General features: G+C 61.9%; 22 protein-coding genes and 1 tRNA gene. 11 read left to right on the top strand and 12 right to left on the bottom strand.

Annotated features, from left to right (window positions below; all coding sequences use genetic code 11):
• Positions 1-33: 33 nt before the first annotated feature.
• On the bottom strand, positions 34-318 hold the full coding sequence (gene yajC / locus KVU_RS04530) for a preprotein translocase subunit YajC (RefSeq protein ID WP_013384153.1): 285 nt from the start codon (positions 316-318) through the stop codon (positions 34-36).
• Positions 319-503: 185 nt separating this feature from the next.
• Between yajC and serS the strand changes: the two genes are divergently transcribed.
• A complete protein-coding gene (serS, locus tag KVU_RS04525; protein ID WP_014537690.1) occupies positions 504-1,796 on the top strand; it encodes a serine--tRNA ligase in 1,293 nt (430 codons plus the stop codon).
• A 58-nt stretch (positions 1,797-1,854) separates the two neighbouring features.
• Here serS and der read toward each other — a convergent pair whose 3' ends face one another.
• The 5 genes from der to KVU_RS04500 all read right to left on the bottom strand — a co-directional run bounded on the left by der (position 1,855) and on the right by KVU_RS04500 (position 8,597).
• Positions 1,855-3,324 carry a ribosome biogenesis GTPase Der gene (gene der / locus KVU_RS04520; protein WP_014537689.1) on the bottom strand — a complete coding sequence of 490 codons (1,470 nt, stop codon included), beginning with the start codon at positions 3,322-3,324 and terminating at the stop codon, positions 1,855-1,857.
• Between the two features lie 80 nt (positions 3,325-3,404).
• Positions 3,405-4,703 (bottom strand): outer membrane protein assembly factor BamB family protein, encoded by a 1,299-nt coding sequence (locus tag KVU_RS04515; protein ID WP_013384150.1) that lies wholly within the window; start codon positions 4,701-4,703, stop codon positions 3,405-3,407.
• An 18-nt stretch (positions 4,704-4,721) separates the two neighbouring features.
• On the bottom strand, positions 4,722-5,372 hold the full coding sequence (locus tag KVU_RS04510) for a hypothetical protein (RefSeq protein WP_013384149.1): 651 nt from the start codon (positions 5,370-5,372) through the stop codon (positions 4,722-4,724).
• Positions 5,373-5,480: 108 nt separating this feature from the next.
• A complete protein-coding gene (locus KVU_RS04505; RefSeq protein ID WP_013384148.1) occupies positions 5,481-7,301 on the bottom strand; it encodes an ABCB family ABC transporter ATP-binding protein/permease in 1,821 nt (606 codons plus the stop codon).
• A 69-nt stretch (positions 7,302-7,370) separates the two neighbouring features.
• Positions 7,371-8,597 (bottom strand): LysM peptidoglycan-binding domain-containing protein, encoded by a 1,227-nt coding sequence (locus tag KVU_RS04500; RefSeq protein ID WP_014537688.1) that lies wholly within the window; start codon positions 8,595-8,597, stop codon positions 7,371-7,373.
• Between the two features lie 143 nt (positions 8,598-8,740).
• Here KVU_RS04500 and KVU_RS04495 point away from each other — a divergent pair, with 143 nt between their 5' ends.
• Complete coding sequence (locus KVU_RS04495; RefSeq protein WP_013384146.1) at positions 8,741-9,301, top strand: LOG family protein; 561 nt, start codon at positions 8,741-8,743, stop codon at positions 9,299-9,301.
• On the opposite strand, the gene rarD is transcribed toward KVU_RS04495, so the two are convergent.
• The 4 genes from rarD to gmk all read right to left on the bottom strand — a co-directional run bounded on the left by rarD (position 9,286) and on the right by gmk (position 12,702).
• Positions 9,286-10,179: an EamA family transporter RarD gene (rarD, locus tag KVU_RS04490; RefSeq protein WP_014537686.1), complete on the bottom strand. Its 894-nt coding sequence runs from the start codon at positions 10,177-10,179 to the stop codon at positions 9,286-9,288. The genes KVU_RS04495 and rarD overlap by 16 nt on opposite strands.
• Before the next feature lie 62 nt (positions 10,180-10,241).
• Positions 10,242-10,841 (bottom strand): superoxide dismutase, encoded by a 600-nt coding sequence (locus tag KVU_RS04485; protein WP_013384144.1) that lies wholly within the window; start codon positions 10,839-10,841, stop codon positions 10,242-10,244.
• Positions 10,842-10,943: 102 nt separating this feature from the next.
• Entirely contained in the window at positions 10,944-11,978 is a 1,035-nt protein-coding gene (locus KVU_RS04480; RefSeq protein ID WP_013384143.1) for a sensor histidine kinase, read from the bottom strand.
• A 46-nt stretch (positions 11,979-12,024) separates the two neighbouring features.
• A complete protein-coding gene (gmk, locus tag KVU_RS04475) occupies positions 12,025-12,702 on the bottom strand; it encodes a guanylate kinase (RefSeq protein WP_014537685.1) in 678 nt (225 codons plus the stop codon).
• A gap of 177 nt (positions 12,703-12,879) precedes the next feature.
• Here gmk and KVU_RS04470 point away from each other — a divergent pair, with 177 nt between their 5' ends.
• Positions 12,880-13,530, top strand: a complete 651-nt coding sequence (locus tag KVU_RS04470; RefSeq protein ID WP_013384141.1) for a PAS domain-containing protein — start codon at positions 12,880-12,882, stop codon at positions 13,528-13,530.
• On the opposite strand, the gene KVU_RS04465 is transcribed toward KVU_RS04470, so the two are convergent.
• On the bottom strand, positions 13,531-14,901 hold the full coding sequence (locus tag KVU_RS04465) for a class II 3-deoxy-7-phosphoheptulonate synthase (RefSeq protein ID WP_014537684.1): 1,371 nt from the start codon (positions 14,899-14,901) through the stop codon (positions 13,531-13,533).
• Between the two features lie 227 nt (positions 14,902-15,128).
• Between KVU_RS04465 and KVU_RS04460 the strand changes: the two genes are divergently transcribed.
• The 5 genes from KVU_RS04460 (at position 15,129) to KVU_RS04440 (ending at position 20,235) form a co-directional block, all read left to right on the top strand.
• Complete coding sequence (locus tag KVU_RS04460) at positions 15,129-16,313, top strand: ABC transporter substrate-binding protein (RefSeq protein ID WP_014537683.1); 1,185 nt, start codon at positions 15,129-15,131, stop codon at positions 16,311-16,313.
• A 100-nt stretch (positions 16,314-16,413) separates the two neighbouring features.
• Positions 16,414-17,193, top strand: coding sequence for an ABC transporter ATP-binding protein (locus KVU_RS04455; protein WP_013384138.1), 780 nt, complete (start codon positions 16,414-16,416; stop codon positions 17,191-17,193).
• On the top strand, positions 17,190-17,897 hold the full coding sequence (locus tag KVU_RS04450) for an ABC transporter ATP-binding protein (protein WP_013384137.1): 708 nt from the start codon (positions 17,190-17,192) through the stop codon (positions 17,895-17,897). Before KVU_RS04455 ends, KVU_RS04450 begins: the two co-directional genes overlap by 4 nt.
• A gap of 2 nt (positions 17,898-17,899) precedes the next feature.
• Complete coding sequence (locus KVU_RS04445; RefSeq protein WP_013384136.1) at positions 17,900-18,913, top strand: branched-chain amino acid ABC transporter permease; 1,014 nt, start codon at positions 17,900-17,902, stop codon at positions 18,911-18,913.
• Positions 18,910-20,235: a branched-chain amino acid ABC transporter permease gene (locus KVU_RS04440; protein WP_014537682.1), complete on the top strand. Its 1,326-nt coding sequence runs from the start codon at positions 18,910-18,912 to the stop codon at positions 20,233-20,235. Before KVU_RS04445 ends, KVU_RS04440 begins: the two co-directional genes overlap by 4 nt.
• Before the next feature lie 42 nt (positions 20,236-20,277).
• Here the strand turns inward: KVU_RS04440 and KVU_RS04435 are convergent, their stop codons facing one another.
• Entirely contained in the window at positions 20,278-21,138 is an 861-nt protein-coding gene (locus tag KVU_RS04435; protein ID WP_044008032.1) for an NAD(P)-dependent oxidoreductase, read from the bottom strand.
• A 94-nt stretch (positions 21,139-21,232) separates the two neighbouring features.
• On the opposite strand from KVU_RS04435, the gene KVU_RS04430 reads away from it, so the two are divergent.
• The 3 genes from KVU_RS04430 (at position 21,233) to KVU_RS04420 (ending at position 25,203) form a co-directional block, all read left to right on the top strand.
• A complete protein-coding gene (locus KVU_RS04430; protein WP_014537680.1) occupies positions 21,233-23,725 on the top strand; it encodes a penicillin acylase family protein in 2,493 nt (830 codons plus the stop codon).
• 11 nt (positions 23,726-23,736) lie between these two features.
• Positions 23,737-23,810, top strand: a tRNA-Gly gene (locus KVU_RS04425).
• 172 nt (positions 23,811-23,982) lie between these two features.
• A complete protein-coding gene (locus tag KVU_RS04420) occupies positions 23,983-25,203 on the top strand; it encodes a polysaccharide pyruvyl transferase family protein (protein WP_013384132.1) in 1,221 nt (406 codons plus the stop codon).
• The last annotated feature ends 12 nt before the right edge of the window (positions 25,204-25,215 follow it).

Here is a 25,215-nt window from a genome sequence, read left to right as displayed (position 1 = left end):
CTCCGCCTGCGGTAAGTCGTTGGTTGAACCGGCTTATTTCGCCGCCGGCTCGGTCTTGTTCAGCACTTGCGAGATGGTCGAGCGCATGACGCGGACGGTGACACCCTCGGCGATTTCGACTTCGACCTCATTGGTCTCTTCTTTGACCTTAGCGACCTTGCCGATCACGCCACCCTGGGTCACGATCTGATCACCACGGCGCAGAGCCTTCAGCATTTCCTGATGCTGCTTCAGTTTCTTTTGCTGCGGACGGATCAGCAGAAGATACATGATCACAAAGATCAGGATCATCGGAATAAAGGCTTCTAAACCCTGCATGGCGGTCCTTTCAGATGGTTGGGCCGCAAAATGTGGCCGGTAAAAGTGGCGGCACCTTATTGCCGGTCGCTGTAATTGGCAACCAAGCGGATTTGGGTATCGCGATGTGATCTTTCCAGTTCCCCTTGGCGAAACCTTGCGGCATAGGAGAGGCACTGAAATGAATTACTACAGACAGGTGTGACATGCACGATATCCGCGCTATCCGCGAAAACCCGACCGCTTTTGACGCGGCCCTTGGGCGCCGTGGGATCTCGCCTGTTTCATCGCAGATCCTGGCCCTTGATGAGGGCCGCCGCGCCCGCATTCTGGCCGCCGAGACCGCCACGGCCGAGCAAAACCGGGCCAGCAAAGAGGTTGGCGCCGCAAAAGCCGCTGGAAATGAAGCGGAATTTGAACGCCTGCGCGCGCTGGTCGCCGAGAAAAAGGCCGAAGTGGCCCGCCTGACCGACGAGGCAAAGGCCGAAGATCTGCGTCTGAATGAATTTTTGGCGGCGATCCCGAACCTGCCCTATGACGATGTGCCCGATGGCGTTGACGAGAATGACAACGTCGAAATCCGTCGCTGGGGCACGCCGCGCGTGTTTGATTTCGCGCCCGTTGAACATTACCAGATCCCCGCCGTTGCGGCCGATTTGGACTTTGACACCGGCGGCAAGCTGTCTGGCGCACGATTTGTTGTTCTAAAGGGCGCGGCGGCACGGCTGCATCGGGCGCTGGCACAGTTCATGATCGACACCCATGTCGATGAACATGGCTTGCTCGAGGTGCAAACCCCCGTGCTGGTGCGCCCTGAAATGATGTATGGCACCGGCCAATTGCCGAAATTCGGCGAGGACAGCTATGAAACCACCAATGGCTGGTGGCTGATCCCGACCGCCGAGGTGACGCTGACCAATACCGTCAACGGCGATCTGCTGGACGAGACCGCCCTGCCGATCCGCATGACCGCCGATACGCAGTGCTTCCGATCCGAGGCCGGCAGCGCCGGTCGTGATACCGCCGGGATGCTGCGCCAGCACCAGTTCGAAAAGGTCGAGATGGTCTCGGTCGTCGCCCCGGATCAATCCGAGGCGGAACATGACCGCATGACCACCTGCGCGCAGAATATTCTGGAAAAGCTGGGTCTGCCCTATCGCACGATGAAACTCTGCGCCGGTGACATGGGTGCAGGCGCGCGCCGCACGCATGACCTAGAGGTCTGGCTGCCCGGTCAGACGCGCTATCGCGAGATCTCCTCGGTCTCGACCTGTGGCGATTATCAGGCGCGCCGCATGAACGCGCGTTTCCGCCCTGCAGGCGGCGGCAAGCCCGAATTCCTGCATACGCTGAACGGATCGGGTCTTGCGGTTGGTCGCACGCTGATCGCGGTGCTGGAAAACGGCCAGCAGGCCGATGGGTCGGTGACCCTGCCCGCCGTTTTGTCGCATTACCTGGGCGGCAAGACCCGCATCACGGCCGAAGGCAAGCTGGCCTAAAGCCTGCGGCAAACTGGCATAAGCAAAAGGCCCGGGAATTCCCGGGCCTTTTTTATGATCAGCGGCCTTCTTTTCGGGGGCCATCCATATGTTTGCGCAGCGCCGAGGGGCCTGGCTTTTTCTTGTCTTTAAACGGGTTCTTGTCCGATTGGTCGCGCAGCGTCAGACGGATCGGCGTGCCGGGCATGTTGAACGCCTCGCGCAGACCATTGGTCAGGTAACGCTTGTAGCTTTCGGGCACATGTTCGGGGTGGCTGGTCATCACGACAAAGGCCGGCGGGCGGGTTTTCACCTGCGTCGCATAGCGCATTTTGATCCGGCGACCACCCGGTGCGGGCGGCGGGTGCGCCTCAGTCATGCCCAGCAGCCAGCGGTTCAGCTGGCCGGTGGTGACGCGGCGGTTCCACATCTCATAGGCCTTCATGATCGCGCCATGCAGACGGTCAAGACCGCGCCCGGTGCGGGCCGAAACGGTGACCAACGGCGCGCCGCGCAGCTGCGGCAGCAGACGCTCAAACGCCTCGATCAAACCGGCGAGTTTCGCCTGTTTGTCTTCCTCGAGGTCCCATTTGTTCACGGCAACGACCACGGCGCGGCCCTCGCGTTCGGCCAGATCGGCGATGCGCAGATCCTGTTGTTCGAAGGGGATCGAAGCATCCAGCAGCAGCACGACAACCTCAGCAAAGCGCACGGCGCGCAGACCGTCGGACACCGACAGCTTTTCCAGCTTATCCTGAATCTTGGCGCGTTTACGCATCCCGGCAGTGTCGAAAATCCGCATCGGGACGCCGTCCCATTCGAACGGCAGCGAGATTGCGTCGCGCGTGATACCAGCCTCGGGGCCGGTCAGCAGACGCTCTTCGCCGATGATCTGGTTGATCAGCGTCGATTTTCCGGCATTCGGGCGACCGATCACGGCGATTTGCAGCGGGCGCGCAGTGGTCGGCATCCGGAAGGCGCCTTCCTCGGCATCCTCATCCGAGACGTCAACGTCGGTTTCGGGCACCGAGGCCTCTTCGCGCAGATCCTCGATCTCCGAGACAATCGGATAGAGGGCGTAAAGCAGCTCGTTCATGCCCTCGCCATGCTCGGCGGAAAGGCGGATCGGCTCGCCAAGGCCCAGCGAATAGGCCTCAAGATAACCACCCTCGCCCGCGCGGCCTTCGGATTTATTGGCGGCCAGAATGACATTGGCGTTTTTGCGGCGCAGGATATCGGCAAAGACCTGATCGGTCGGCGTGATGCCCACGCGCGCATCGATCATGAACAGGCAGACATCGGCCATCTCGACCGCGCGTTCGGTCAGGCGGCGCATCCGGCCCTGCAGACTGTCGTCGGTCGCCTCCTCGAGACCGGCCGAGTCGATCACCGTAAAACGCAGATCGCCAAGGCGCGCCTGCCCCTCGCGCAAATCGCGGGTGACGCCGGGCTGGTCATCAACCAATGCCAGCTTTTTGCCGACAAGGCGGTTGAATAGTGTCGATTTCCCCACATTGGGACGCCCGACGATCGCTAGGGTGAAACTCATGGCCGCTTCCTTTGGTCAGACTGCGGGGATTACACGCATATTGCGGTATGTGAAACCCCCCGCAAGCCGCCTATGCCCGACTATTGAAAGGCGCGCAGATTGCCATCCTCGGTGACCAGATACAGCACCTGCTGCGCGACGATCGGTTGGGTCGCGGCGGGCGAGGCCAATTCCACCTCGGACAGCAGCGCGCCGCTGGTCGCATCGAACTGACGCAGCATCCCGTCCGAGGATGCGATAATGACACGGCCACCCGCGATCACCGGCCCGAAATGGACAAAGCGCGTGTTGCGGCCACCCCAACGACGGGTCTGATACAGCGGCAATTCTTGCCGCCAGACCAGCGCGCCGCCGCGGCTGTCGCGGCGCACAAGCTGGTTTTGGTCATTCACAAAGAACAAGGCTTCGCCAACCAGCGCCAGACGGCCCACGGCCCCCTCGCGCACGGCCCAGAGTTCTTCGCCGTTTTGCAGGTTCAGCGCCGCGATCCGGCCTGAAACATTGCCGACGAACACACGGCCACCCGAAATCACCGGATCGCCTGCGATATCGGTCAAGAATGCGCCCGCCGCATCGCCCGGGCGCGCGCCCGCAACGAAATTGGTCCAGCGCGTCGCGCCGCCACCCGGAAACAGCCCCATGACTTCGCTGGACGAGAACGGAAACACCACCGTATCGCCACTGATTGCCGCGCCCGCGCCGCCAATATAGCCCGCATCCGATCCGTTGCCGATCACCGCCCAACGTTGCAGACCCGTGGCGGCATCAAAGGCGCGCGCGCGGCCATCGCGGCCCATCACATACAGCGTATTGCCCGAAACCGTCGGCGACGAGCCGCCCGGCGCATCGGTATCTTGTTCCCACAGCACGGCGCCGCTCTCGGCACTCAGCGCCAGCAGGCGGCCAAAGCCGGTGGTGACGAACAGACGCCCGCCGCCGACCGCCAGACCGCCGCCCGAGGCCGCCTCGGACGAGACGCCCGCGCGGGTGACATCGCGGCGCCAAATCTCGGCCCCTTGCAGCGTCAGCGCGGTGACGCGGGCGCGCGCGTCCATGGTAAAGATGCGACCGCCATCGATGACAGGTTCGGCCGCGATTCGCGTGCGGCGGTCATTGCCTGCACCGATCGAGGTGACAAAACCCGACTGCAGATTACTTCCCAGCGCCAGATGCCCGATCTGGTGCGTGGCACTGCCGCCGCGATGGGTCCAGGCGGTGTTCACCTGCGCCGCCGGCAGCGCCGAGGGCGCGGCCGTGGCCTCGGCCGCAGCGGCACCTTGCAGCGGCACGCGCAGGCCGGGCAGGATTTCTTGGTTACGGCTGCCACAGGCGGCCAGCAGGCCCATGGCGGTGAAGGTCAAAAATGAGCGACGCAGCATGATCTTTCCTCGCCCTATTTATTGCGCGACCGGCGCGCCGAGCGCCTCGAGCAGCGCCGCGATCCGGCTGCGCTGCACATCGCTGGTGGCCGCATCATCAACCATCGCCTGCAGCGCGCTGCGGGCGGCATCGACATTGCCGGTTTCCAGATCAATCAGCGCCAGTTGTTCACGCGCCAGCGACAGATAGGTGCTGTTCTGTGCGACCAGCCCTTCCAGGGCGGCACGGCGCAGGTTCGCGTCAGTGACACCCGCACCCGTAATGGCGGATTTCAGCGTGGCAAGATCGCGATAAAGACGCGGCGCAGCGCTATCGCGCGCAACCGCGTCCAACGTGGCAACAGCACCGGCGACATCCCCCGCATCAGCGGCAGCATCGGCCTGCAAAAATGCGGTGACAGCGGCAACAGCGCCCTCGCCCGCATCAATCTGCGCCAGCGCGCTTGCGCGACCTTCAGCGGGCCCCTCGAGCGCGCTCAGCAGCGCATCGCCGCGCGCGCGCACCTCGGCGGTTTGGTTATGGCGCGAGACCTCGTACCAAATGGCAAGACCCAGCAGCACGACGATAACGATCAGCGCAATGCCACCATAGCGGCGGAAAAACGTGAAAAGACGCTCGCGCCGGACTTCCTCGGTCACTTCGGCGATGAAAGTATCGGTTTGGCTCACGCTATGGATCCTTATTCTTTATGTCCTGCTGTGCCCCGCAAAGGTTCCGCGCGGACAGTGGCTTGGCATCCTTTTAGCGGCAGGATCGCCGCAAGCCAAGCCTTGCTGTCAGTCTTGGTCGGAAGCTTGCTGATGCGCCCATAGCTGGGCATAGCGGCCGTTCTGGGCCAAAAGCCCGCCATGACTGCCGCGTTCGACCACCGCGCCGTGATCCAGAACGATGATCTCGTCGGCGTCGGCAATGGTGGACAGGCGGTGCGCGATGGAAATCGTGGTGCGCCCCGCCTCGGCCCGCGCCAGCACCTCTTGCACGCCCATCTCGGTATTGGTGTCGAGTGCAGATGTCGCCTCGTCCAGCAGCAACAGCGGCGCATCTTTCAAAAGCGTGCGGGCAATACCCACGCGCTGCTTTTCCCCGCCCGAGAGTTTCAAGCCCCGCTCGCCCACCTGCGTCTCATAGCCTTCGGGCAGGCTGGCAATGAAATCATGGACTTGCGCGGCGCGGGCAGCATCCTCGATCTGCGCCTGCGTGGCGCCTGCGCGACCATAGCCGATGTTATAGCCGATGGTGTCGTTGAACAGCACGGTGTCTTGCGGCACCACACCGATGGCGCGGTGCAGCGATTCCTGGGTCACGTCACGAATATCTTGGCCGTCGATCAAGATGCGTCCGCCCGTCACGTCATAGAACCGGAACAACAGCCGCCCGATGGTGGATTTCCCCGATCCCGTCGCGCCGACCAGCGCCAGCGTTTTGCCCGCGGGCACGGTGAAACTGACGCCCTTCAAAATCTCGCGATCCGGGGCATAGTGAAAGCGGACGTCCTCAAAGCGGATTTCGCCGCCGGTGATCCGCAGCGCGGGCGCGCCCGGCTTGTCCTTGACCTCGGCCGCCTCGCCCATCAGATCGAACAACTGACCCATATCGACCAGAGCCTGCCGGATTTCGCGATAGATCGTGCCAAGGAAGTTCAGCGGCTGGGTGACCTGGATCATATAGGCGTTGACCATGACGAAATCGCCAACCGTCATCGTGCCATCCTGCACCCCCATCGCGGCCAGCACCATGACGGCGGTCAGGCCAAGGGTGATGATCAGCGATTGGCCAAAATTCAGCGCGGCCAGCGAGACACCAGTTTTGACGGCGGCATCCTCATATTTCTCCATCGCCGAATCATAGCGGTTCACTTCGCGCGTCTCGGCGTCGAAATATTTCACCGTTTCAAAGTTCAGCAGACTGTCGATGGCCTTTTGATTGGCGTCATTGTCCTGCTCGTTCATCTTGCGGCGGATGCGGACGCGCCATTCGGTCGCCAGCAATGTATACACGATATAGGCGGCAATCGTGCCCGCAACGACCAGCAGGAAACGCACGTCGAACAGAAAGAATAAGGTGGCGCAGACCAGCACCAGCTCCAGCACCAAGGGCCCCAGCGAAAAGACGAACATCCGCAGCAGGAAGTCGACGCCTTTGATCCCGCGCTCCATAATGCGGCTAAGGCCGCCGGTCTTGCGCGTGATGTGATAGCGCATCGAAAGTTGATGCATATGCGCAAAGGCCTGTCCCGCGATGATCCGCAGCGACCGCTGGCCGACGCGCACAAAGACCGCATCGCGCAGCTGCTGAAAGCCGACCGTCAGCAGACGCGCGCCGCCATATGCGACGGTCAGGCCCACCGCCCCCAGCGCCATCATGCCCGCGGGCCCGCTGACCACGCCCGACAGGCTATCGACCGCCCATTTGTAAAACAAAGGCGTCGCAACCGTGATCAGTTTCGCGATCATCAGCAGGACAAGGGCCGCAACCACCCGGTATTTCACCCAATTCGCGCCATCGGGCCACAAATAGGGCAGCACGCGCCGCAGGATGGAAAGGCCCTGCACCGGCTTTGCCGAAGCGTCAGTGATTGAAATACGCGGCCTGTGCATGTTGCCCCCTTTTCCCAAGGAGGCGCACCCTAGTCCCTTGGACCGGGATGCGCCAGTGCGTCTGCGCGGTTACGGCGTCGCAGGGCGATCGGGCGATTCCGGCAGATCCGGCAGGTCGAAAATCTGGCCCGGATAGATCAGATCGGGATCGCGGATGCGGTCGCGGTTCGCCTCGAACACCTGCACATAAAGAATGCCGCTGCCGTAACGTTCGCGCGCAATAGCCCAGAGCGTATTGCCGGGTTGCACGGTGCGGCTGGCGATGCCGGTGGTGGCGGCAGTGGCCTCGGTTGCAACGGCCTGCGCCAGCGCGCCTTCGTCCTCGCGCAGGAAAGGCGTCTCGACACGGTTGCGCACACGGCCCTCCGTGTCCAGCCAATCGACGCGCAACGTGTGGCGACCGGGGTCGATGCCGTCGTGTTGCAGGCTCCAACTGCCGTCATCGGCGACCGCGGCAAAGCCCAGCAGCACGTTATCGACATAGATCGCAACGCGCCCACCGACACCGGCAGCGCGGCCGGACAGCAGCACATTCCCGGCGGCATTATAGGAGATTGTCTGCAGCAGCTGCGCCGGCGCATCGGCAGAGAGCGGCGCAGGCGCGGCGATCACGCGCGCACCATCGGCATCGGTGATCAGGATCGTCGGCGCGGCCTGTTGCACCGGCAATTGTTCTGCGGGTTCATCTGCGGGTTCGCCTTCGGTCGGCACTTGACCCGCCGCCTCACCATCAGCCACTTCGACAGGTTCAGGCGCTGCTGCGGGCGGGTTCGGCGCAAGGATCGCCTCGGACAAGCTGGCAACGGGACCGTCGGCCGTTTCTGTTTGCAAGCCGATGACGCGCGGCGCATCGCTGGCGCCGATATCGACAACGCCAGCAAAACTGCCATCCGCGCTGGCGGTCACCGTGGTCGATGGCGCGCCATCCACCACAATCGTCACATCACTGCCCGGTGCGGCATTTCCGGCGACAACAGCCAGACCATCTCCGGCCAGACGCACGACATCAAGGCGCGGCGCGTCCTGTGCGGGCTGGGCGGCGGGTTCATCCGCGACGGGCTCAGGTTCGGGCGCAGCATCCGCAGCCGGATCAGGCGTTGCGGCGGCGGACTGTTGCTCGGCCGTATCGGCCTCAGCGGTTGCTGTTTCTGGCGGTGCGACGGCGGGTGCCTCTGCTGCTGCTGCGGGAACTTGGGTGCCGGGCGTCATGCGCGCGCTTGTGCCGAACAGGATCAGCACCACAAAGGCAACCGCAGCCGCCAGCAACCCAAGGATAATTTTCACCGTCTTTGACACTGCCTATCCGAATCCCATCAAGAATTTGAACAGGATGTGACACAATCCTGTCATCGTGACGAGTTCGACATGCGTTGAGTTACCCGCCCGCCCCAACTAATCTGGGACCTGAGACTTGAAGGAAACAGTTTAGGGGTAAATTCATGGCGCTGACCAAGAAATCAATCTGCGTATACTGCGGCTCTCGCTATGGCACGCTGGCGCATTATGCAGAACTGGCCAGTGCCACGGGTGCGATGATCGCGCGCAATGACTGGGGCCTGATTTACGGCGCGGGCGATGTCGGCCTGATGGGCCTTGTCGCCAGCGCCACACAAGAGGCCGGCGGCGCGGCCGTGGGCGTCATCCCCACCCATCTGATGAAGCGCGAGGTTGGTCGCCGCCAACTGGATCAGCTGATCATCACCGAGACGATGCATGAACGCAAAAAGGTCATGTTCATGAACGCGGATGCCATCGTCGTCCTGCCCGGCGGCGCAGGCACGCTGGACGAGTATTTCGAGGTGCTGACCTGGCGCCAGATCGGCCTGCACCAAAAGCCGATCTTTTTGCTGAATGTCGACGGGTTCTGGGACCCGCTGGTGCAGCTTTTGGAAAACATCGTGGCGCAGGGCTTTGCCGAAAGCAGCCTGCTGTCCTACACCACGGTGGTGAACACGGTCGAAGAGATCGAAGCCGCGCTGAAGCCTTACTTCGCGGCGTGATGCGCCCGCAGGCTGGCCCCGGTATAGACCGCAAGGGCCAGCCAGATCAGCGCCAGTGCGACACCGTGCCAGATCGTCAGCGCCTCGTGGAAATAAAGCGTTGCAACAAGGAGTTGCATCGTGGGGTTCATGTAAGAGATGATCCCCGTTGTGGCCATACTGACCCGTTGCGCGCCATAACCGAACAAGATCAGCGGAATGGCCGTAATCGGCCCCGCCAACATCAGCAGCAGTTGATCCTGCCACCAGGCGGGCGACAGCGGCGCTTGCCACAGCGTCTCGCCGAAAAACACCAGATAAAGCGCGGCGGGAATGACCAGCAAGATCACCTCGGCCATCACCGAGACCAGCGAGGGCACATCCTTTAGCGTTCTTTTGATCACATTATAGATGACGAACGTGCCCGCCAGCAGCAGGCTGACCCATGGCGCGCGCCCAAGGCCCAGCGTCAGCACCAGCACGCCGCTGGCCGCGATCAGCAGTGCGACGATCTGCCAGCGCCCCAGCTTTTCGCGAAAGACGGCAAAGCCGGTGACAGCGGCGATCAGCGGCAGGATGTAATAACCGATCGAGGCCTCGGTCGCGTGGCCATTGCTGACGGCAAAGATGAACAGCAGCCAGTTCGCGGCGATCATCAGCCCGGCCAGCAGCATCAGCCGCAGCTTGCGCGGATCGCGCATGGCCGTGGGCACTTCGCTGAACCGCCCCTGCACCAGCAGGATCAACCCATAAAACACTGCCGCCCAGAACACGCGATAGGCCAGCACTTCCATCGGCGGCACATGCGAGACCGCCCCGAAATAGATCGCGATAAAGCCCCAGAGCAGATAGGTGCCGATCAGGGCCAGAACGCCCGAGGATTGCTGCAAGTCGCGCATGTCTCACCCAAGAAAAAACCCGGCGCCACAGCGCCGGGTCTGGTTCGAAATCTGTAGGCGGCTTAAAGCGCCGACGCAACCTTTTCCCAGTTGACCAGATTGTCGAGGAAGTTGGTCAGATAGGCCGGACGCTTGTTGCGGAAGTCGATGTAATACGAGTGTTCCCACACGTCGACGCCCAGCAATGCGGTTTGACCAAACACCAGCGGGTTCACACCGTTTTCGGTCTTGGTGACTTTCAGGCTGCCGTCTTTGTCTTTGACCAGCCATGCCCAGCCCGAACCGAATTGGGCGGCACCAGCGGCCGAGAACTCTTCTTTGAACTTGGCAACCGAACCAAAGGACTCGGTCAGGGCCTTTTCCAGCTCGCCCGGGATGGCGACGGTTTCGGGCGACAGCCATTCCCAGAACTGGTTGTGGTTCCAAAGCTGGCTGATGTTGTTGAAGATGCCGTTTTGCGCAACAGCAGTGGCATTATAGGTGCCGGTGATGATCTCTTCGAGGGTCTTGCCCTCCCACTCGGTGCCGGCGATCAGCTTGTTGCCGTTGTCGACATAGGCCTTGTGGTGCAGGTCGTGGTGGTATTCCAGCGTCTCACGCGACATGCCTTTGGCGGCAAGTGCGTCGTGGGCGTAGGGAAGTTCCGGAAGGGTGAAAGCCATGGGACTAATCCTTTCAATGCCTTGGTAAGCTGATATGTGACCCATCGCCTTCAAAGGTCAAGGGATGGCGAGGGGGAAATTCCGCGCAAGACGTATAACGGATCACTCTTGCGGCAATAGCACGCTGAACGTGCTGCCCTTTTCGGGTGTGCTGGAAATCGCCAACCGGCCGCGGTGGCGGTTCACGATATGCTTGACGATCGCAAGGCCAAGGCCGCTGCCGCCCACGGTGCGGGCGCGATGCGCATCGACGCGATAGAACCGCTCGGTCAGGCGGGGAATGTGGTGCGCCTCGATCCCCGGGCCTTCGTCCTGCACGTCGATCCGTACGGCTGTCGCGCGCAAAGCCACATCGAACTGCGCCGGATGCAACGCGATCACGACATTCTTGTCCGGCCCGCCGTATTTCAGCGCATTCTGCACCAGATTGCGCAGCACCTGATGCAACTGCCCGATATCGCCGGGGACAATCCAATTGCCGGGTTCGGCGTGCAGGGTGACTGTATTATTGCCCTGCGCGGCCAAAGGCTCTAGCGCGGCAATGGTTTCTTCGGCCAGCGCCTTGAGATCCACGGGTGTCGTCGGGCGGACGCGTTCATCCACCTCGACCCGCGACAGCGAAAGCAGGCCATCGACCAGCTGCACCATACGGTTGGCCTCGCGCTCCATAATATCCAGAAAACGGCCGCGCACGCCGGGGTCATCGCGGGCGGGGCCGCGCAATGTCTCGATAAAGCCCATGATCGCGGTCAGCGGGGTGCGCAGCTCGTGGCTGACATTGGCGACGAAATCGCGGCGGATCTGGTTCGCCTCCTCGACTGCGGTCAGATCGGTAAAGGTCACCAAAATGGCGCGGCGCTGCCCCTCGAATGCGGCGGCGCGCATCTGCCAGATCGAATCGCGCGAGGCACCGCGCTGGGTCAGTCGCGCCCGCGATTCAGGCGCGCCCGACAGCACCAGATCAACCGCAGCACTGACCGCAGGCTGGCGCAGCACCGCCGCATGGGGCAGCCCGACCATATCCATCCCGATCAAATCCCGCGCCGCCGCGTTATGCGCGATGATCTGACCCTCGGGCGAGATAATCAAAGCGGGCAAATCCAGCGCGCCAATGATGGCGTTCAGATTGTCGGGCATGTCGGTCTCCTTCGTCTCGCGCTTATCCGGGCGAAACGAAACGGAATTATGACGACGTGCCACGCAATGTAAATTCCTGCTGAAGACCGCGCGTAAAGCCATTCAGCCAAGGTTGGCGGCTGCGACGGGCGCGTTCGGCCTGAATGATGGTGATCAGCTGCGCCTCGGCCTGATCCAGATCCTCGTTGACCAGCACGTAATCGTATTCCGCCCAATGGCTGATTTCGTTCATGCTTTCGCGCATACGTTTCGCGATCACCTCTTCGCTGTCTTGCGCGCGCGCGCGCAGACGGCTTTCCAGCTCGGCAATCGAGGGAGGCAGGATGAAAATCGACACAACAGCCGCCCCCAGCGGCGAGTTGCGGATCTGTTGCCCGCCCTGCCAGTCGATGTCGAACAGCGTATCGCGGCCCTGCGCCATCGCCATTTCCACCGGACCGCGCGGGCTGCCGTAATAATTGCCAAAGACCTCGGCATGCTCCAGCATCTGATCGGTGGCGATCAACTGGCCAAAGCCGTCGCGCGTCATGAAATGGTAATGTTCGCCATCCACCTCGCCCGCCCGCGGCGCACGCGTCGTGGCCGAGACCGAGAATCGCAGCGTCTCATCCCAGGCCATCAGACGGCGCGACAGCGTCGATTTTCCCGCGCCCGAAGGCGAGGACAAGATGATCAAAAGCCCCTGACGCGGGGCGGCTTGGCGCGGCGTGGTCATGTCGGTCATTCCAGATATCATATAAAGCCTGACTGCCCAGCTTTGCGCCGCGCTGCAAGCTTAAATCCGCAGCAATCTGCGGCCAACGGGCGGATTAACCACTCTTTTACTTTCGAGATCTCAACGCTGAGATAGCGTGCTACACAAAGGTAAGGTTTCAGTAACCACGTCTGGTTGGAGTTGGTCATGCACGGCACGCCTCATGCGCATCAGTATCGTTGCCAAGGAAGCGAGGAAATTCGCCGCTCGTTCGCGGCCTTGGAATTCTATTGGCAGCGCCTGCGCGGGGCCGCCAGCGCGCCCGCGCTTTATGACTTTGATCCCTCGCAGGTTGACGCCGTTCTGCCCTATTCGCTGGTGATCGAGGCCATCGCCCCCGGCCTGACGCGCGTGCGCGTCGCCGGCACCGAAATCGACAAGCTGTTCGACGGCGATGTGCGCGGCATGCCCTTTTCCGCGCTGTTTCAGGGCGGTGCGCGGGCACATTTGCAGGACTTGACCGAACAGGTGCTGACGCAGCCCGCTGTGATCGAGGCGAATATCCGCATGGGTCGCGCGCGCGGCCAGATGATGATGTTGCCGCTGGCCAGCAGCGAGGGTCAGGTGACCCGCGCCATCTGCGCCATGATTTTCGAGGATACCGACAGTCGCGGGCTGCATCGCTGCAGCTTTGACGGCCTGCCCGAGCGGATCGCCCCGATTCACGGCGCGGATAAGGCGCGCTTTACGCCGATCGCGCAGGCGCCTGCCCTGCGTCTGGTTAAAACCGGCGCCGCAGTTGCGACGCGCCGGGCCAGCCGCAGGGATCACCTGCGACTGGTTGTGCGAAACGACTGATCAGACCGCCAACTGCCGCGCCACGGCGCTGCGGCGGTTGGAGAGTTCTTCGGCGACAAGGAAGGCCAGCTCCAGCGATTGGCTGGCGTTCAGGCGCGGATCGCAAGCGGTGTGGTAACGGTCCGACAGATCTTCGTCGGTGACCGCGCGCACGCCGCCGGTGCATTCGGTCACGTCCGAGCCGGTCATCTCGAAATGCACGCCGCCGGGGATGGTGCCCTCGGCATTATGGATGGCAAAGAACTCACGCACTTCGCGCATCACGGAATCGACCGGACGGGTTTTATAGCCGGTGGTCGATTTGATCGTGTTGCCGTGCATCGGGTCACAGGTCCAGACGACATCCGCACCCTCGGACTGAACGGTTTGGATCAGACGCGGCAGGTGGTCGCCGACCTTGCCCGCGCCAAAGCGTGCGATCAGCGTCAGACGGCCCGCCTCGTTTTGCGGGTTCAGACGCTCGAGCAGGCGTTTCAGATCATCCGACGTCATCGAGGGGCCGCATTTCAGACCGATCGGGTTTTGCACACCGGCGCAATATTCAACATGCGCACCATCGGGTTGACGCGTGCGGTCGCCGATCCAGACCATATGGCCCGAACCTGCCAGCCATTTGCCGGTGGTCGAATCGACGCGGGTCAGCGCCTCTTCATATTCCAGCAGCAGCGCTTCGTGGCTGGTAAAGAATTCAACCGTTTGCAGCACATGGGCGGCCTCGTCGCGGATACCGGCGGCCTCGATGAAATCGAGCGCGTCGGAAATGCGGTTGGCCATCTCGCGGTACTTGCCCGCCTCGGGCGCGCCGGTAAAGCCCAGCGTCCAGGCATGGACCTTGCGCACATCGGCATAACCACCGGTCGAAAAGGCGCGCAGCAGGCTCAGCGTGGCGGCCGATTGCAGATAGGCTTGCAGCATCCGCTCGGGGTCAGGCACGCGCGCGCCCTCATTGAAATCAAAGCCGTTAATGATGTCACCGCGATAGCTGGGCAGCTCGATGCCGCCGATCGCCTCGGTCGGGGCCGAGCGCGGCTTGGCGAATTGGCCCGCCATACGGCCGACTTTCACCACCGGCACCTTGGCGCCATAGGTCAGCACGACCGCCATTTGCAGCATCACCTTGAACGTATCGCGGATGTTATCCGCCGAAAACGCCGAGAAACTTTCCGCGCAATCGCCGCCTTGCAGCAAGAACGCCTCGCCGCGCGAGACTTGCGCCAGCAGCGATTTCAGGCGGCGCGCCTCGCCCGCAAAAACCAAGGGGGGATAAGAGGCAAGGCGGGACTCGACATTCGCCAGCTGCGCGCTGTCGAGATAGTCGGGCATCTGTACGCGAGGAAGGTTGCGCCAGCCGGCTTTTTGCCACTCGGTCATCTTGGTCTCCGTTAAAAAATCATCGCGCTGCGGGTTGCTGTGACGCGACGTGCCGAGGCTTATAGCCCCACGCGTCAACATAGCAATGTTTTTTCAACTTGCATCCCATTCGGGCATTGAAAGTGAAAGCTGCTGTTTCCCTGATCACACGCCGCCAAGTGGCTTTCTTTTTGGTGACCCGACGTTATCCTGACCAATAGGACAATAGTCCAACAAGGGAGAGAATAATGAAAAAGCTTCTACTTGCCTCGACCGCAGTCTCGCTTTTGGCGGGGGCGGCCATGGCCCAGGAAGACATCAAGCTTGGTGTGTCTATCGGTTTCACCGGGCCTTTGGAAAGCATTGCACCGGCGATGTCATCGGCGGTTGATCTGGCTGTGGCCGAGGCGAATGCCGCAGGTTTCCTCGGCGGCTCAAGCGTGTCGGTTGTCACGGGCGACTCGACCTGTATCGATGCGGCGGCCGCAACCGCCACGGCGGAACGCCTGATCAGTGCCGAGGGCGTCAAGGGCATCATCGGCGGCATGTGTTCGGGCGAGACGATTGCCCAATTGCAAAACGTCGCCTTGCCCAATGGCGTCGTGATGATCTCGCCCTCGGCCACCTCGCCCGCGCTGTCGACGGTCGAGGATAACGGGCTGTTCTTCCGCACCGCGCCGTCCGACGCCCGCCAAGGCGAAGTGATGACCGAGATCCTGACCGATCGCGGTTTCACCACGGTTGCCGTCACCTACACGAATAACGACTATGGCAAGGGCCTGGCCGACAGCTTTGCCGCGGCCTTTACCGCAGCGGGCGGCACGGTCACGATCAATGCGCCCCATGATGACGGCAAGGCGGATTATTCGGCGGAAGTGGCCTCGCTGGCCTCGGCTGGCGGCGAAGTCCTTGTGATCGCGGGTTATATCGACCAAGGCGGCGGCGGTATCCTGCGCAATGCCATCGATACGGCAGCCTTTGACATTTTTGAATTCCCCGATGGCATGGTCTCGGTCGCGCTGGAAGAGCGGTTTGCGGGCGAGATTACCGGCTCGTTCGGGCAAAACCCCTCGGCCCAAGGTGACGGGCGCGATGCGTTCATCGCAATGGCCGAAGCTGCGGGCTTTGACGGCTCCGAGGCTTTTGCGGCGGAAAGCTATGATGCGGCGGCGCTGATCATTCTGGCCATGGCGGCGGCAGGCTCAAGCGATCCTGCGGTTTACAAAGAGCATGTCATGACTGTTGCCAACGCCCCCGGCGAGCCGATCCTGCCCGGCGAGATTGCCAAAGCGTTGGAAATCATCGCAGGCGGCGGTGACGTCGATTATGTCGGTGCCTCGGCGGTCGAGCTGATCGGCCCCGGCGAAAGCGCGGGCAGCTATCGCGAGGTTGAATTCGCCGATGGTGCCATGAACGTCGTGAACTGGCGTTGATTTCAAAGGGGGCGTGCCGCGGGCGCGCCCCCATTCATTTGCGGCAGACGGGATAACCCGCGGTGCCCCCAGATGGGCAGGCCGCCACAGGGAGATTTGCATGATCGTTGTCCACGACTTGCACAAGCATTTCGGCGGCTTTCGCGCCGTCAACGGCGCGTCGTTGCGCATTGAAACCGGCTCTATCACCGGGCTGATCGGCCCCAATGGCGCGGGAAAGACCACTTTGTTCAACGTCATCGCAGGCCGCCTGCCGCCCACATCGGGCCGGGTCGAAATGGATGGCGAGGATATCACCGGCCTGCCCCCACATGAATTGTTTCACAAAGGCTTGCTGCGCACGTTTCAGATCGCACATGAATTTTCCTCGATGACGGTGCGGGAAAACCTGATGATGGTGCCCGGCGGCCAATCGGGCGAGACGTTGTGGAACGCCTGGTTCCAGCGCACCCGCATCCGGGACGAGGAACGCGCCTTGCGGCAAAAGGCGGATGAGGTGCTGGAATTCCTGACCATCAGCCATCTGGCGGATGAAAAGGCGGCGAATATCTCGGGCGGGCAGAAAAAGCTGCTGGAGCTGGGCCGCACCATGATGGTCGATGCCAAGATCGTCTTTCTGGACGAGGTTGGTGCCGGCGTGAACCGCACGCTGCTGAACACGATCGGCGATGCCATCGTGCGCCTGAACCGCGAGCGCGGCTATACGTTCTGCGTGATCGAGCATGACATGGATTTCATCGGTCGCCTGTGTGATCCGGTGATCGTCATGGCCGAAGGTCAGGTGCTGGCCCAGGGCTCGGCCGATCAGATCATGCAAAACGAGGCGGTGATCGAGGCTTACCTTGGCACCGGTCTGAAAAATAAGGTGGTCTCCGCATGACGTTTCTGAACGCAAGCGCGATGCGCGGCGGCTATGGGCGCGGTGCGGATATTCTGAACGGCGCGACGATCAGCGTGGAAAAAGGCCAGATCGGCGTGGTCGTCGGCCCCAATGGTGCCGGAAAATCCACCGCGATGAAGGCGATTTTCGGGATGCTGGCGTTGCGCGAGGGCAGCGTCACGCTGGACGGCGCCGATATCACCGCCCTGTCGCCGCAGGACCGCGTGGCGCAGGGCATGGGATTTGTGCCGCAAACGCATAACATTTTCACCTCGATGACCGTCGAGGAGAACCTTGAAATGGGGGCCTTTTTGCGCCGCGACGACATCCGTCCGACGCTGGAACAGGTGTATACACTCTTTCCGATCCTCGGCACCAAGCGTCGCCAACATGCGGGTGAGCTGTCGGGCGGCCAGCGTCAGCAGGTCGCTGTGGGTCGCGCGCTGATGACCCAGCCCAAACTGTTGATGCTGGACGAGCCGACGGCAGGCGTCAGCCCGATTGTGATGGATGAACTCTTTGATCGGATTATCGAAATCGCACGCAGCGGGATCACCATTTTGATGGTCGAACAAAACGCCCGCCAAGCGCTAGAGATCGCCGATATCGGCTATGTCCTTGTGCAAGGCGCGAATGCCTATACCGGCTCGGGGGCCGAGCTGATGGCCGATCCCGATGTCCGCCGCACGTTTTTGGGGGGCTGAGGATGCTTGATCTGATAAACGCCGGCGTCGCGCTGCTGAATTTCATCATCATCCCCGCCACCGCCTATGGGGCACAGCTTGCGCTCGGGGCCCTGGGGGCAACACTGATCTATGGCATTTTGCGGTTCTCGCATTTCGGCCATGGCGATAATATGGCCTTTGGCACGATGATCACGATTGGATTTACCAATCTGCTGCTGGGCCTAGGGATCACCTTTGGCCCCTTCCCGACCGCGCTGCTGGCACTGCCGTTTGGGATCATCGTCACCGCGCTGATGATGCTGCTGATGGACCGCACCGTGTTTCGGTTCTATCGCCGCCGCCGCGCCGCGCCGGTCGTGATGACCATGGTGTCGCTGGGCGTGATGTTCATCATGAACTTTGTCGTCCGGTTCGGCATCGGTGTCGATGATGTGCTCTTCGCCGATGGCACCCGGTTCATCATCGCCGCACGCGAATTTCGCGATTGGTCGGGGTTGGACGAGGCGCTGTCGCTGCGCATGACGCAGGTGATTACTGTGGTGACCGCCGCCATTGCCGTGGCACTGCTGTTTTGGTTCCTGAACCGCACCCGCACCGGCAAATCCCTGCGCGCCTTTTCGGATAACGAGGATCTGGCCCTGCTATCGGGCATCAACCCCGACCGCGTGGTGATGGTCACCTGGATCATCGTCGCGGCGCTGACCACCACGGCGGGCGTACTTTACGGTCTGGATAAAAGCTTCAAGGCCTTCACCTATTTCCAACTGCTGCTGCCGATGTTCGCGGCGGCGGTGGTGGGCGGTCTTGGCAATCCGCTGGGTGCCATCGCGGGCGGTTTCATCATCGCTTTTTCCGAAGTGATCGTGACCTATGCGTGGAAAAAGGTGCTGACCTATCTGCTGCCTGACGCGCTGGCGCCTGCGGGCCTCGTGCAGCTTTTGGGCACGGATTACAAATTCGCCGTCAGCTTTGCGATCCTGATCATCGTGCTGCTGTTCCGCCCGACCGGCATTTTCAGGGGGAAATCGCTATGAGCACCCATGTGCAAACCACTGGAAACCAAAGCCTTCGCACGCTGCTGCTGTTCCTTGGGATGGCGTTGCTGCTGGTCTGGACGGGCTGGGCCTATAACGCGAACCTTGCGCTGATCATCCTGAATATGGGGTTGATCTCGGCGGTGATGGCCCTCGGCGTGAACCTGCAATGGGGCTATGCTGGGCTGTTCAATATCGGGGTGATGGGCTTTGTCGCGCTGGGGGGTCTGGGCGCGGTGCTGACCGCGATGCCGCCCACGATTGATGCGTGGCAGGCCGGCGGCCTTCGGATCGTGATCGGCCTGTTTATTGGTGGCGCGACGATTGTCATTGCGGTGATGACCTATCAACGCCTGCCCACGGGTCCGCGCCGAGGGCTGATCACAACCGCCATCGTGCTGGTCGGCTATGCTTTGTTCCGCTTTGTCTATGTCCCCGGCACGCAGGCGGTCGAGGCGGTGAACCCCTCCTCGACCGGCTATCTCGGCGGGCTGGGACTGCCGGTGGTGCTGTCATGGCCCGTTGGGGCGCTGATGGCGGCGGCTGTCGCGTGGGTTATCGGCAAGATCACCCTTGGGCTGCGCTCGGACTACCTCGCCATTGCGACGCTGGGCATTGCCGAGATCATCCTTGCCGTCATGAAGAACGAGGATTGGCTGTCGCGCGGCGTGAAAAACGTGAACGGCATCCCCCGTCCCGTGCCCTACGAGCTGGATTTGCAGAATTCGCCCGAATTTGTCGCGGCGGCCGCCAATCTGGGCATGAACGCGGTCACCGCCTCGACCGTCTTTGTGCGGTTGAACTATTCGCTGATGTTTGCGGCTGTGGTCATCGTGCTGCTGGTGCTGGCGCAGCTGGCGTTGAATTCACCCTGGGGGCGTATGATGCGCGCCATTCGCGACAATGAAAACGCGGCAGGTGCGATGGGCAAGGATGTGAAAAAGCGTCACTTGCAGATTTTCGTCATCGGATCAGGGCTTTGCGGCCTTGCAGGCGCGATGATGGCGACGATGGACGGCCAGCTTGTGATGTCCAGCTATCAGCCGCTGCGCTTTACTTTCCTGATCTGGGTGATGGTGATCGTCGGCGGATCGGGCAACAACTTTGGCGCGGTGCTGGGCGGGATGCTGGTCTGGTGGCTGTGGGTCATGGTCGAGCCGATCAGCCAACAGCTTGTCGGTTATATCACCGCCGCCATGCCCGAGGGCTGGCTGCGCGGTCGCCTAACCGATGTCGCGCCCCATACGCGGCTGTTCCTGATGGGGCTGTTGTTGTTGCTGGTCTTGCGGTTCAGCCCGCGCGGCCTGCTGCCGGAAAAATGAGTGAGAAATGAGTGTGGGCCGGGTGATCCCCGGCCCTTTTCTTTAGAATTTCTCAAGCCGCGCGAGCAGAGAGGATGTATCCCAGCGACCGCCGCCCAGCTTTTGCACATCCTTATAGAATTGATCGACCAGCGCGGTCAGCGGCAGGCTGGCGCCGGTTTCCTCGGCCGCATCCAGCACGATGCCCAGATCTTTGCGCATCCAATCGACGGCAAAGCCGAAATCATATTCGCCCGCCAGCATGGTGGCGGCACGGTTGCCCATCTGCCAGCTGCCAGCCGCGCCTTGGCTGATCACCTCGACCAGCGCGGCACCATCAAGCCCCGCCGATTTCGCGAAATGCAGCGACTCGGCCAGCCCCTGCACCACACCCGCAATGGCGATCTGGTTGCACATCTTGGCCAATTGACCCGCGCCTGCAGGCCCCAGCAATTTGCAAATCCGGCCATAGGCGGCCATGATCGGGGCTGCGGCCTCGAACACCTCGGGCCGGCCGCCGCACATGATCGACAGCACGCCATTCACCGCGCCCGCCTGCCCGCCAGATACCGGCGCGTCGATGTAATTGAGCCCCATGCTTTCGGCCAAAGCGGCCATTTCTCGGCTGATTTTCGCGGACACGGTGGTGTGATCCACGAAAGTTGCGCCTCGTGCCATCGCCGGAAACGCCGCCGCACAGATCGCGCGCAGATCATCGTCATTGCCGACGCAGGTCATCACGAATTCCGCGCCCGCCACCGCCTTTTCCGGCGTCTCGCCAAAGGCGTGGCCATGTGCGGCGACCCAAGCCTCGGCCTTTGCCGTCGTGCGGTTATAGACCGTGACCTGATGCCCTGCGGCCACCAGATGGCCTGCCATCGGCCCGCCCATCACGCCTAATCCCAAAAATGCGACCTTCGCCATTTCTTGCCCCTCTCGCCTTGATTTGTAAAAGACGATAGCGATAGCGCGCGGGCCTGCAAGGCGCGTGCCCACAAACAGACGACAGGTTTCGCCGATGATTTTGATTTTCCGCTGGCTCTTGCGCATTGCAACTGGGCTCATCGTGTTTGCGGCTGTCGTCATCGGGTTGATCTGGTTCTTTTTGTCGCGCTCGCTGCCCAATTATGATGCAACTGCAACGGTTTCTGGCATCACCGCCCCGGTCGAAATCGTCCGCGATCTGGCGGATGTGCCCCATATTTTCGCCGCCAATGATTCTGACGCCTATTTCGCGCTGGGTTATGCCCATGCGCAGGACCGGCTGTGGCAGATGATCGTGGCGCGCCGTACCGTGCAGGGCACGTTGTCGGAATTGTTCGGTCAGCGCAGCTATGCCAGCGATGCGTTGATGCGGCGGCTCGACCTTTATGGCGCGGCAACAGACTCGGTCGCCGCACAGGACGAGGCGGGGCTTGCTGCGCTGTATGCCTATAGCGCGGGCGTCAACGCTTGGCTGGCGGAAGTGAACCGCGGCGCGCTGGGCCGCGGCGCGCCCGAGATGTGGCTGTTCAACCATGCCATCGCGCCCTGGCAGCCCGCCGATAGCCTTGGCGTGATGAAGCTGATGGCGCTGCAACTGCAGGCGCAGATCCCGGCCGAAGTGCTGCGCGCCCAAGCCTCGCTGCTGCTGCCGCCCGAACGTGTCGCCGATCTGCTGCCTGACGCCCCCGGCGACGGGCTGGCCGCCCTGCCGCGCTATGCCGAGATTGTCCAGGACGTGCCGACCCAGTTTGCGCTGAACACAACCACCCGCGACATGCTGCAAGCTGCACCCATGCCGGGGTTCGAGGGCGCCTCGAACGCCTTTGCCGCTGGCCCCTCGCGCGTCGCAAGTGGCGGCACGCTGCTGGCCAATGACCCGCATACGGGGCTGACCGCCCCCGCGTTGTGGTATCTGGCGCGCCTGCAACTTCGCGCAGGCGATGTGATCGGCGCAACGATCCCCGGCATCCCGCTGGTGCTGTCGGGCCGCAGCAATACCCTCGGCTGGGGTATTACCGCCAGTTACCTCGACGACCTTGATGTCTATATCGAGGAGGTCAATCCCGCCAACGCCAATGAATATCGCACCCCAGACGGCTGGAAGCTGTTCGAGACGCGCGATTCCATCATCCAGATCAAAGGCGCGCCCGCCGTCACGCTGCGCCTGCAATGGACAGACAACGGCCCGGTGCTGCCGCCCGACCAATATGACCTTGGCACGATCCGGCCGCAGGGGCATGTGACCTCGATCGCTTGGACGGCGCTCGCGCGCGATGATGCCTCCTACAGCGCGGCGCGGCGGATCATGGGCGCGCGATCCGTGGCGGGCGCGATCACCGCCGCCGAAGGCTTCATCGCCCCATCGGTCAATCTGGTGCTGGCCGACCGCGCCGATATCGGCATGAAAACTTTGGGCGCGTTTCCCATTCGCGATCCCGAACACGACAGTCAGGGCCGGATGCCCAGCTATGGCTATCTGCCGCAAAACCGCTGGCAGGGCCTGCGCCCCTACGCCGACAACCCCGAGTTTCGCGGCGCGGATAACGGCATTATCGGCAATACAAACAACAAGGTGGTCGACGCGCCCTTCCCCGATCACATGAGCTTTGTCTGGGGCGATACGCAGCGTATCCTGCGCTGGGAACACTTGATGCAGCAGCGCCAGGTTCATACGCGCCAAAGCTTTATCGAGGCGCAGCTCGACACCGTCAGCCCCACCGCGCGCGCGCTGCTGCCGCTGATCGCTGCCAATCTGTGGTTCACCGGCGAAGCCGCCCCCGAGGGCACGCCCGAACGTCTGCGCCAGCGCGCCCTGACGCTGCTGGCGGCGTGGAACGGCGAGATGAACGAACACCTGCCCGAGCCGCTGATCTATTCCGCCTGGATGCGTGCGCTGCAGGACCGCATCATCCGCGACGAGTTGGGCCCCCTTGCCGACCGGTTCACCCATGTCGACCCCGTCTTCATCGAACGCGTCTTCCGCAACACGGATGGCGCAGCCATCTGGTGCGATATCATCCAATCGGCGCAGGTCGAGGATTGCGACACGATCGCCCGCCTTGCGCTGGATGATGCGCTGATCTGGGTCACCGAACATTACGGCGATGCCATTGAATCCCTGCGCTGGGGCGATGCCCATGTGGCCACCAGCGACCATCCGGTGCTGGGCGATGTGCCGCTGCTGGGCTGGATCGTGAATATCCGCCAATCGTCCAGCGGCGGAGATAATACGCTGATGCGCGGCCTGACGCTGGGCAGCGGGGATGAGCCGTTCCTGAACGTCCATGCGGCGGCCTATCGCGGGGTCTATGATTTCTCGGACCCGGATAACTCGGTCTATATCATCTCGACCGGGCAATCGGGCCATCCGCTGTCATCGCATTATGACAATCTGGGCGAGCGCTGGCGGCGCGGCGAGTATATTCCGATGTCCCTTGACCCCCAAATCGCCCGCGCCGGTGCCGTCGGGGTAACGCATCTGCTGCCCGCAACAGCGGGCCTTGACCAAACGGGTGCTTCGCAATAGCAAAGCGGGGCGCGGGTATGGTGAAATGGTATCACACGAGCTTCCCAAGCTCTTGGCGCGGGTTCGATTCCCGCTACCCGCTCCAGCCGAACGCACAATACGGCATCAATTTTCTTGATTATTAAAGCTGTTACACCGGGCGAATAACGAGGCTTGGTGGCGTTTGCGATGACAGCCTGTTGTATCATCTTGACACTGTGACCGCCTGCCTATTTCCTACGCTGTATTGAAATTCCAGCATTTGAGACGAGGTTATTGTGGATCTGCCAACACCTTCGCTGCTGGGCGCCACTTCTGCGCACGCCCCTCACCCCGTGACCACTGCGCTGCCTGCTGTGCCCTTTCGATACTATAATACCATTCGCAACTCTGGCGATGCCGTCACCAGCTATATCCTGCAGCAACAGCTGGGTGTCAGTGGCCGCGTCGTCACATCGGCCGAGCCGCATCTGTTGGGCATCGGTAGCATTTTCTTTATGGCCAATCCGCAGTCTCATATCTGGGGCTCTGGCGTGATGAGCCCAGAGGCGCAAGCGCCCAGCATCGACCCGCTCAAAGTGCATGCCTTGCGCGGCAAAAAGACCCTCGCATGGCTGCGCGAACGTGGCTTTGACATTGGCGACGTGCCCTTGGGGGACGCGGGTATTTTTGTTGACGGCTTGGTCAGCGACCGCACGAACCGCTATCGCGCGGCGGTCGTTCCCCATCATAGCAGCTTTTACAGCCCCAAATGGGACAAGGCGCGTGACAATCCCGAAATGGTGATTGTTGATATGATGGATGACAGCATGTTGCCCATCGAACAGATCGCACAATCCGAAGTGGTCATTTCAGCCAGCCTGCACGGGCTGATCTATGCCGCAGCGTTCGGAAAGCCGCATGTCTGGATCTCTGGCCACAGCAGCGACACCTGGAACTTCAAGTTCCGCGACTGGTTCAGCATGTGTGAGAACGGTCAGGATGTGCCTGTTCTTATGGACCAAAGCTTTGAAGAGATGATGGCGATGGCCGAAATCCGTCCACATGTCATCGACCGTGCGGCGCTACTGGCCGCATTTCCCCGCTTTCTAGCCGAAGACACGCCCATCGACCGCCTATCCTTCCAGACGGCACGCGCGCATTCTCCGGTGCAGGTCTATATCGAGCCCGGAAATGGCGAATATTCTGGCAAGGATTTTGCGCATAAGTTGCGTGAATTGCGCAGCAAAGCATTCGCCAACGCGCTAGAGCCGACCTATATCGCCTTTACCCATGTCAATGTAGCGCAAGCGCCGTCGCGCGCGCTTTTACTGGCCGCGCAACGCTACCTTGATGTCCATCGCAGTGCCGGTTTTGCCTGGATTCCGGGGCAAGGCGCACAAAACGGCGATTTCAGCCTGTCTGAAACCACATTTATCGATGCTGATTTTTCCAATGGCACGATCGTTATGCGGCCAGACGGCTATATTTCCGGCAATCAGAAATTCGCCTATATCTGACTGGAAAGAGGC

This window comes from Ketogulonicigenium vulgare WSH-001 (assembly GCF_000223375.1).
Taxonomy (GTDB): Bacteria; Pseudomonadota; Alphaproteobacteria; order Rhodobacterales; family Rhodobacteraceae; genus Ketogulonicigenium; species Ketogulonicigenium vulgare.
This window is presented reverse-complemented; position numbering and strand designations above follow the sequence as displayed.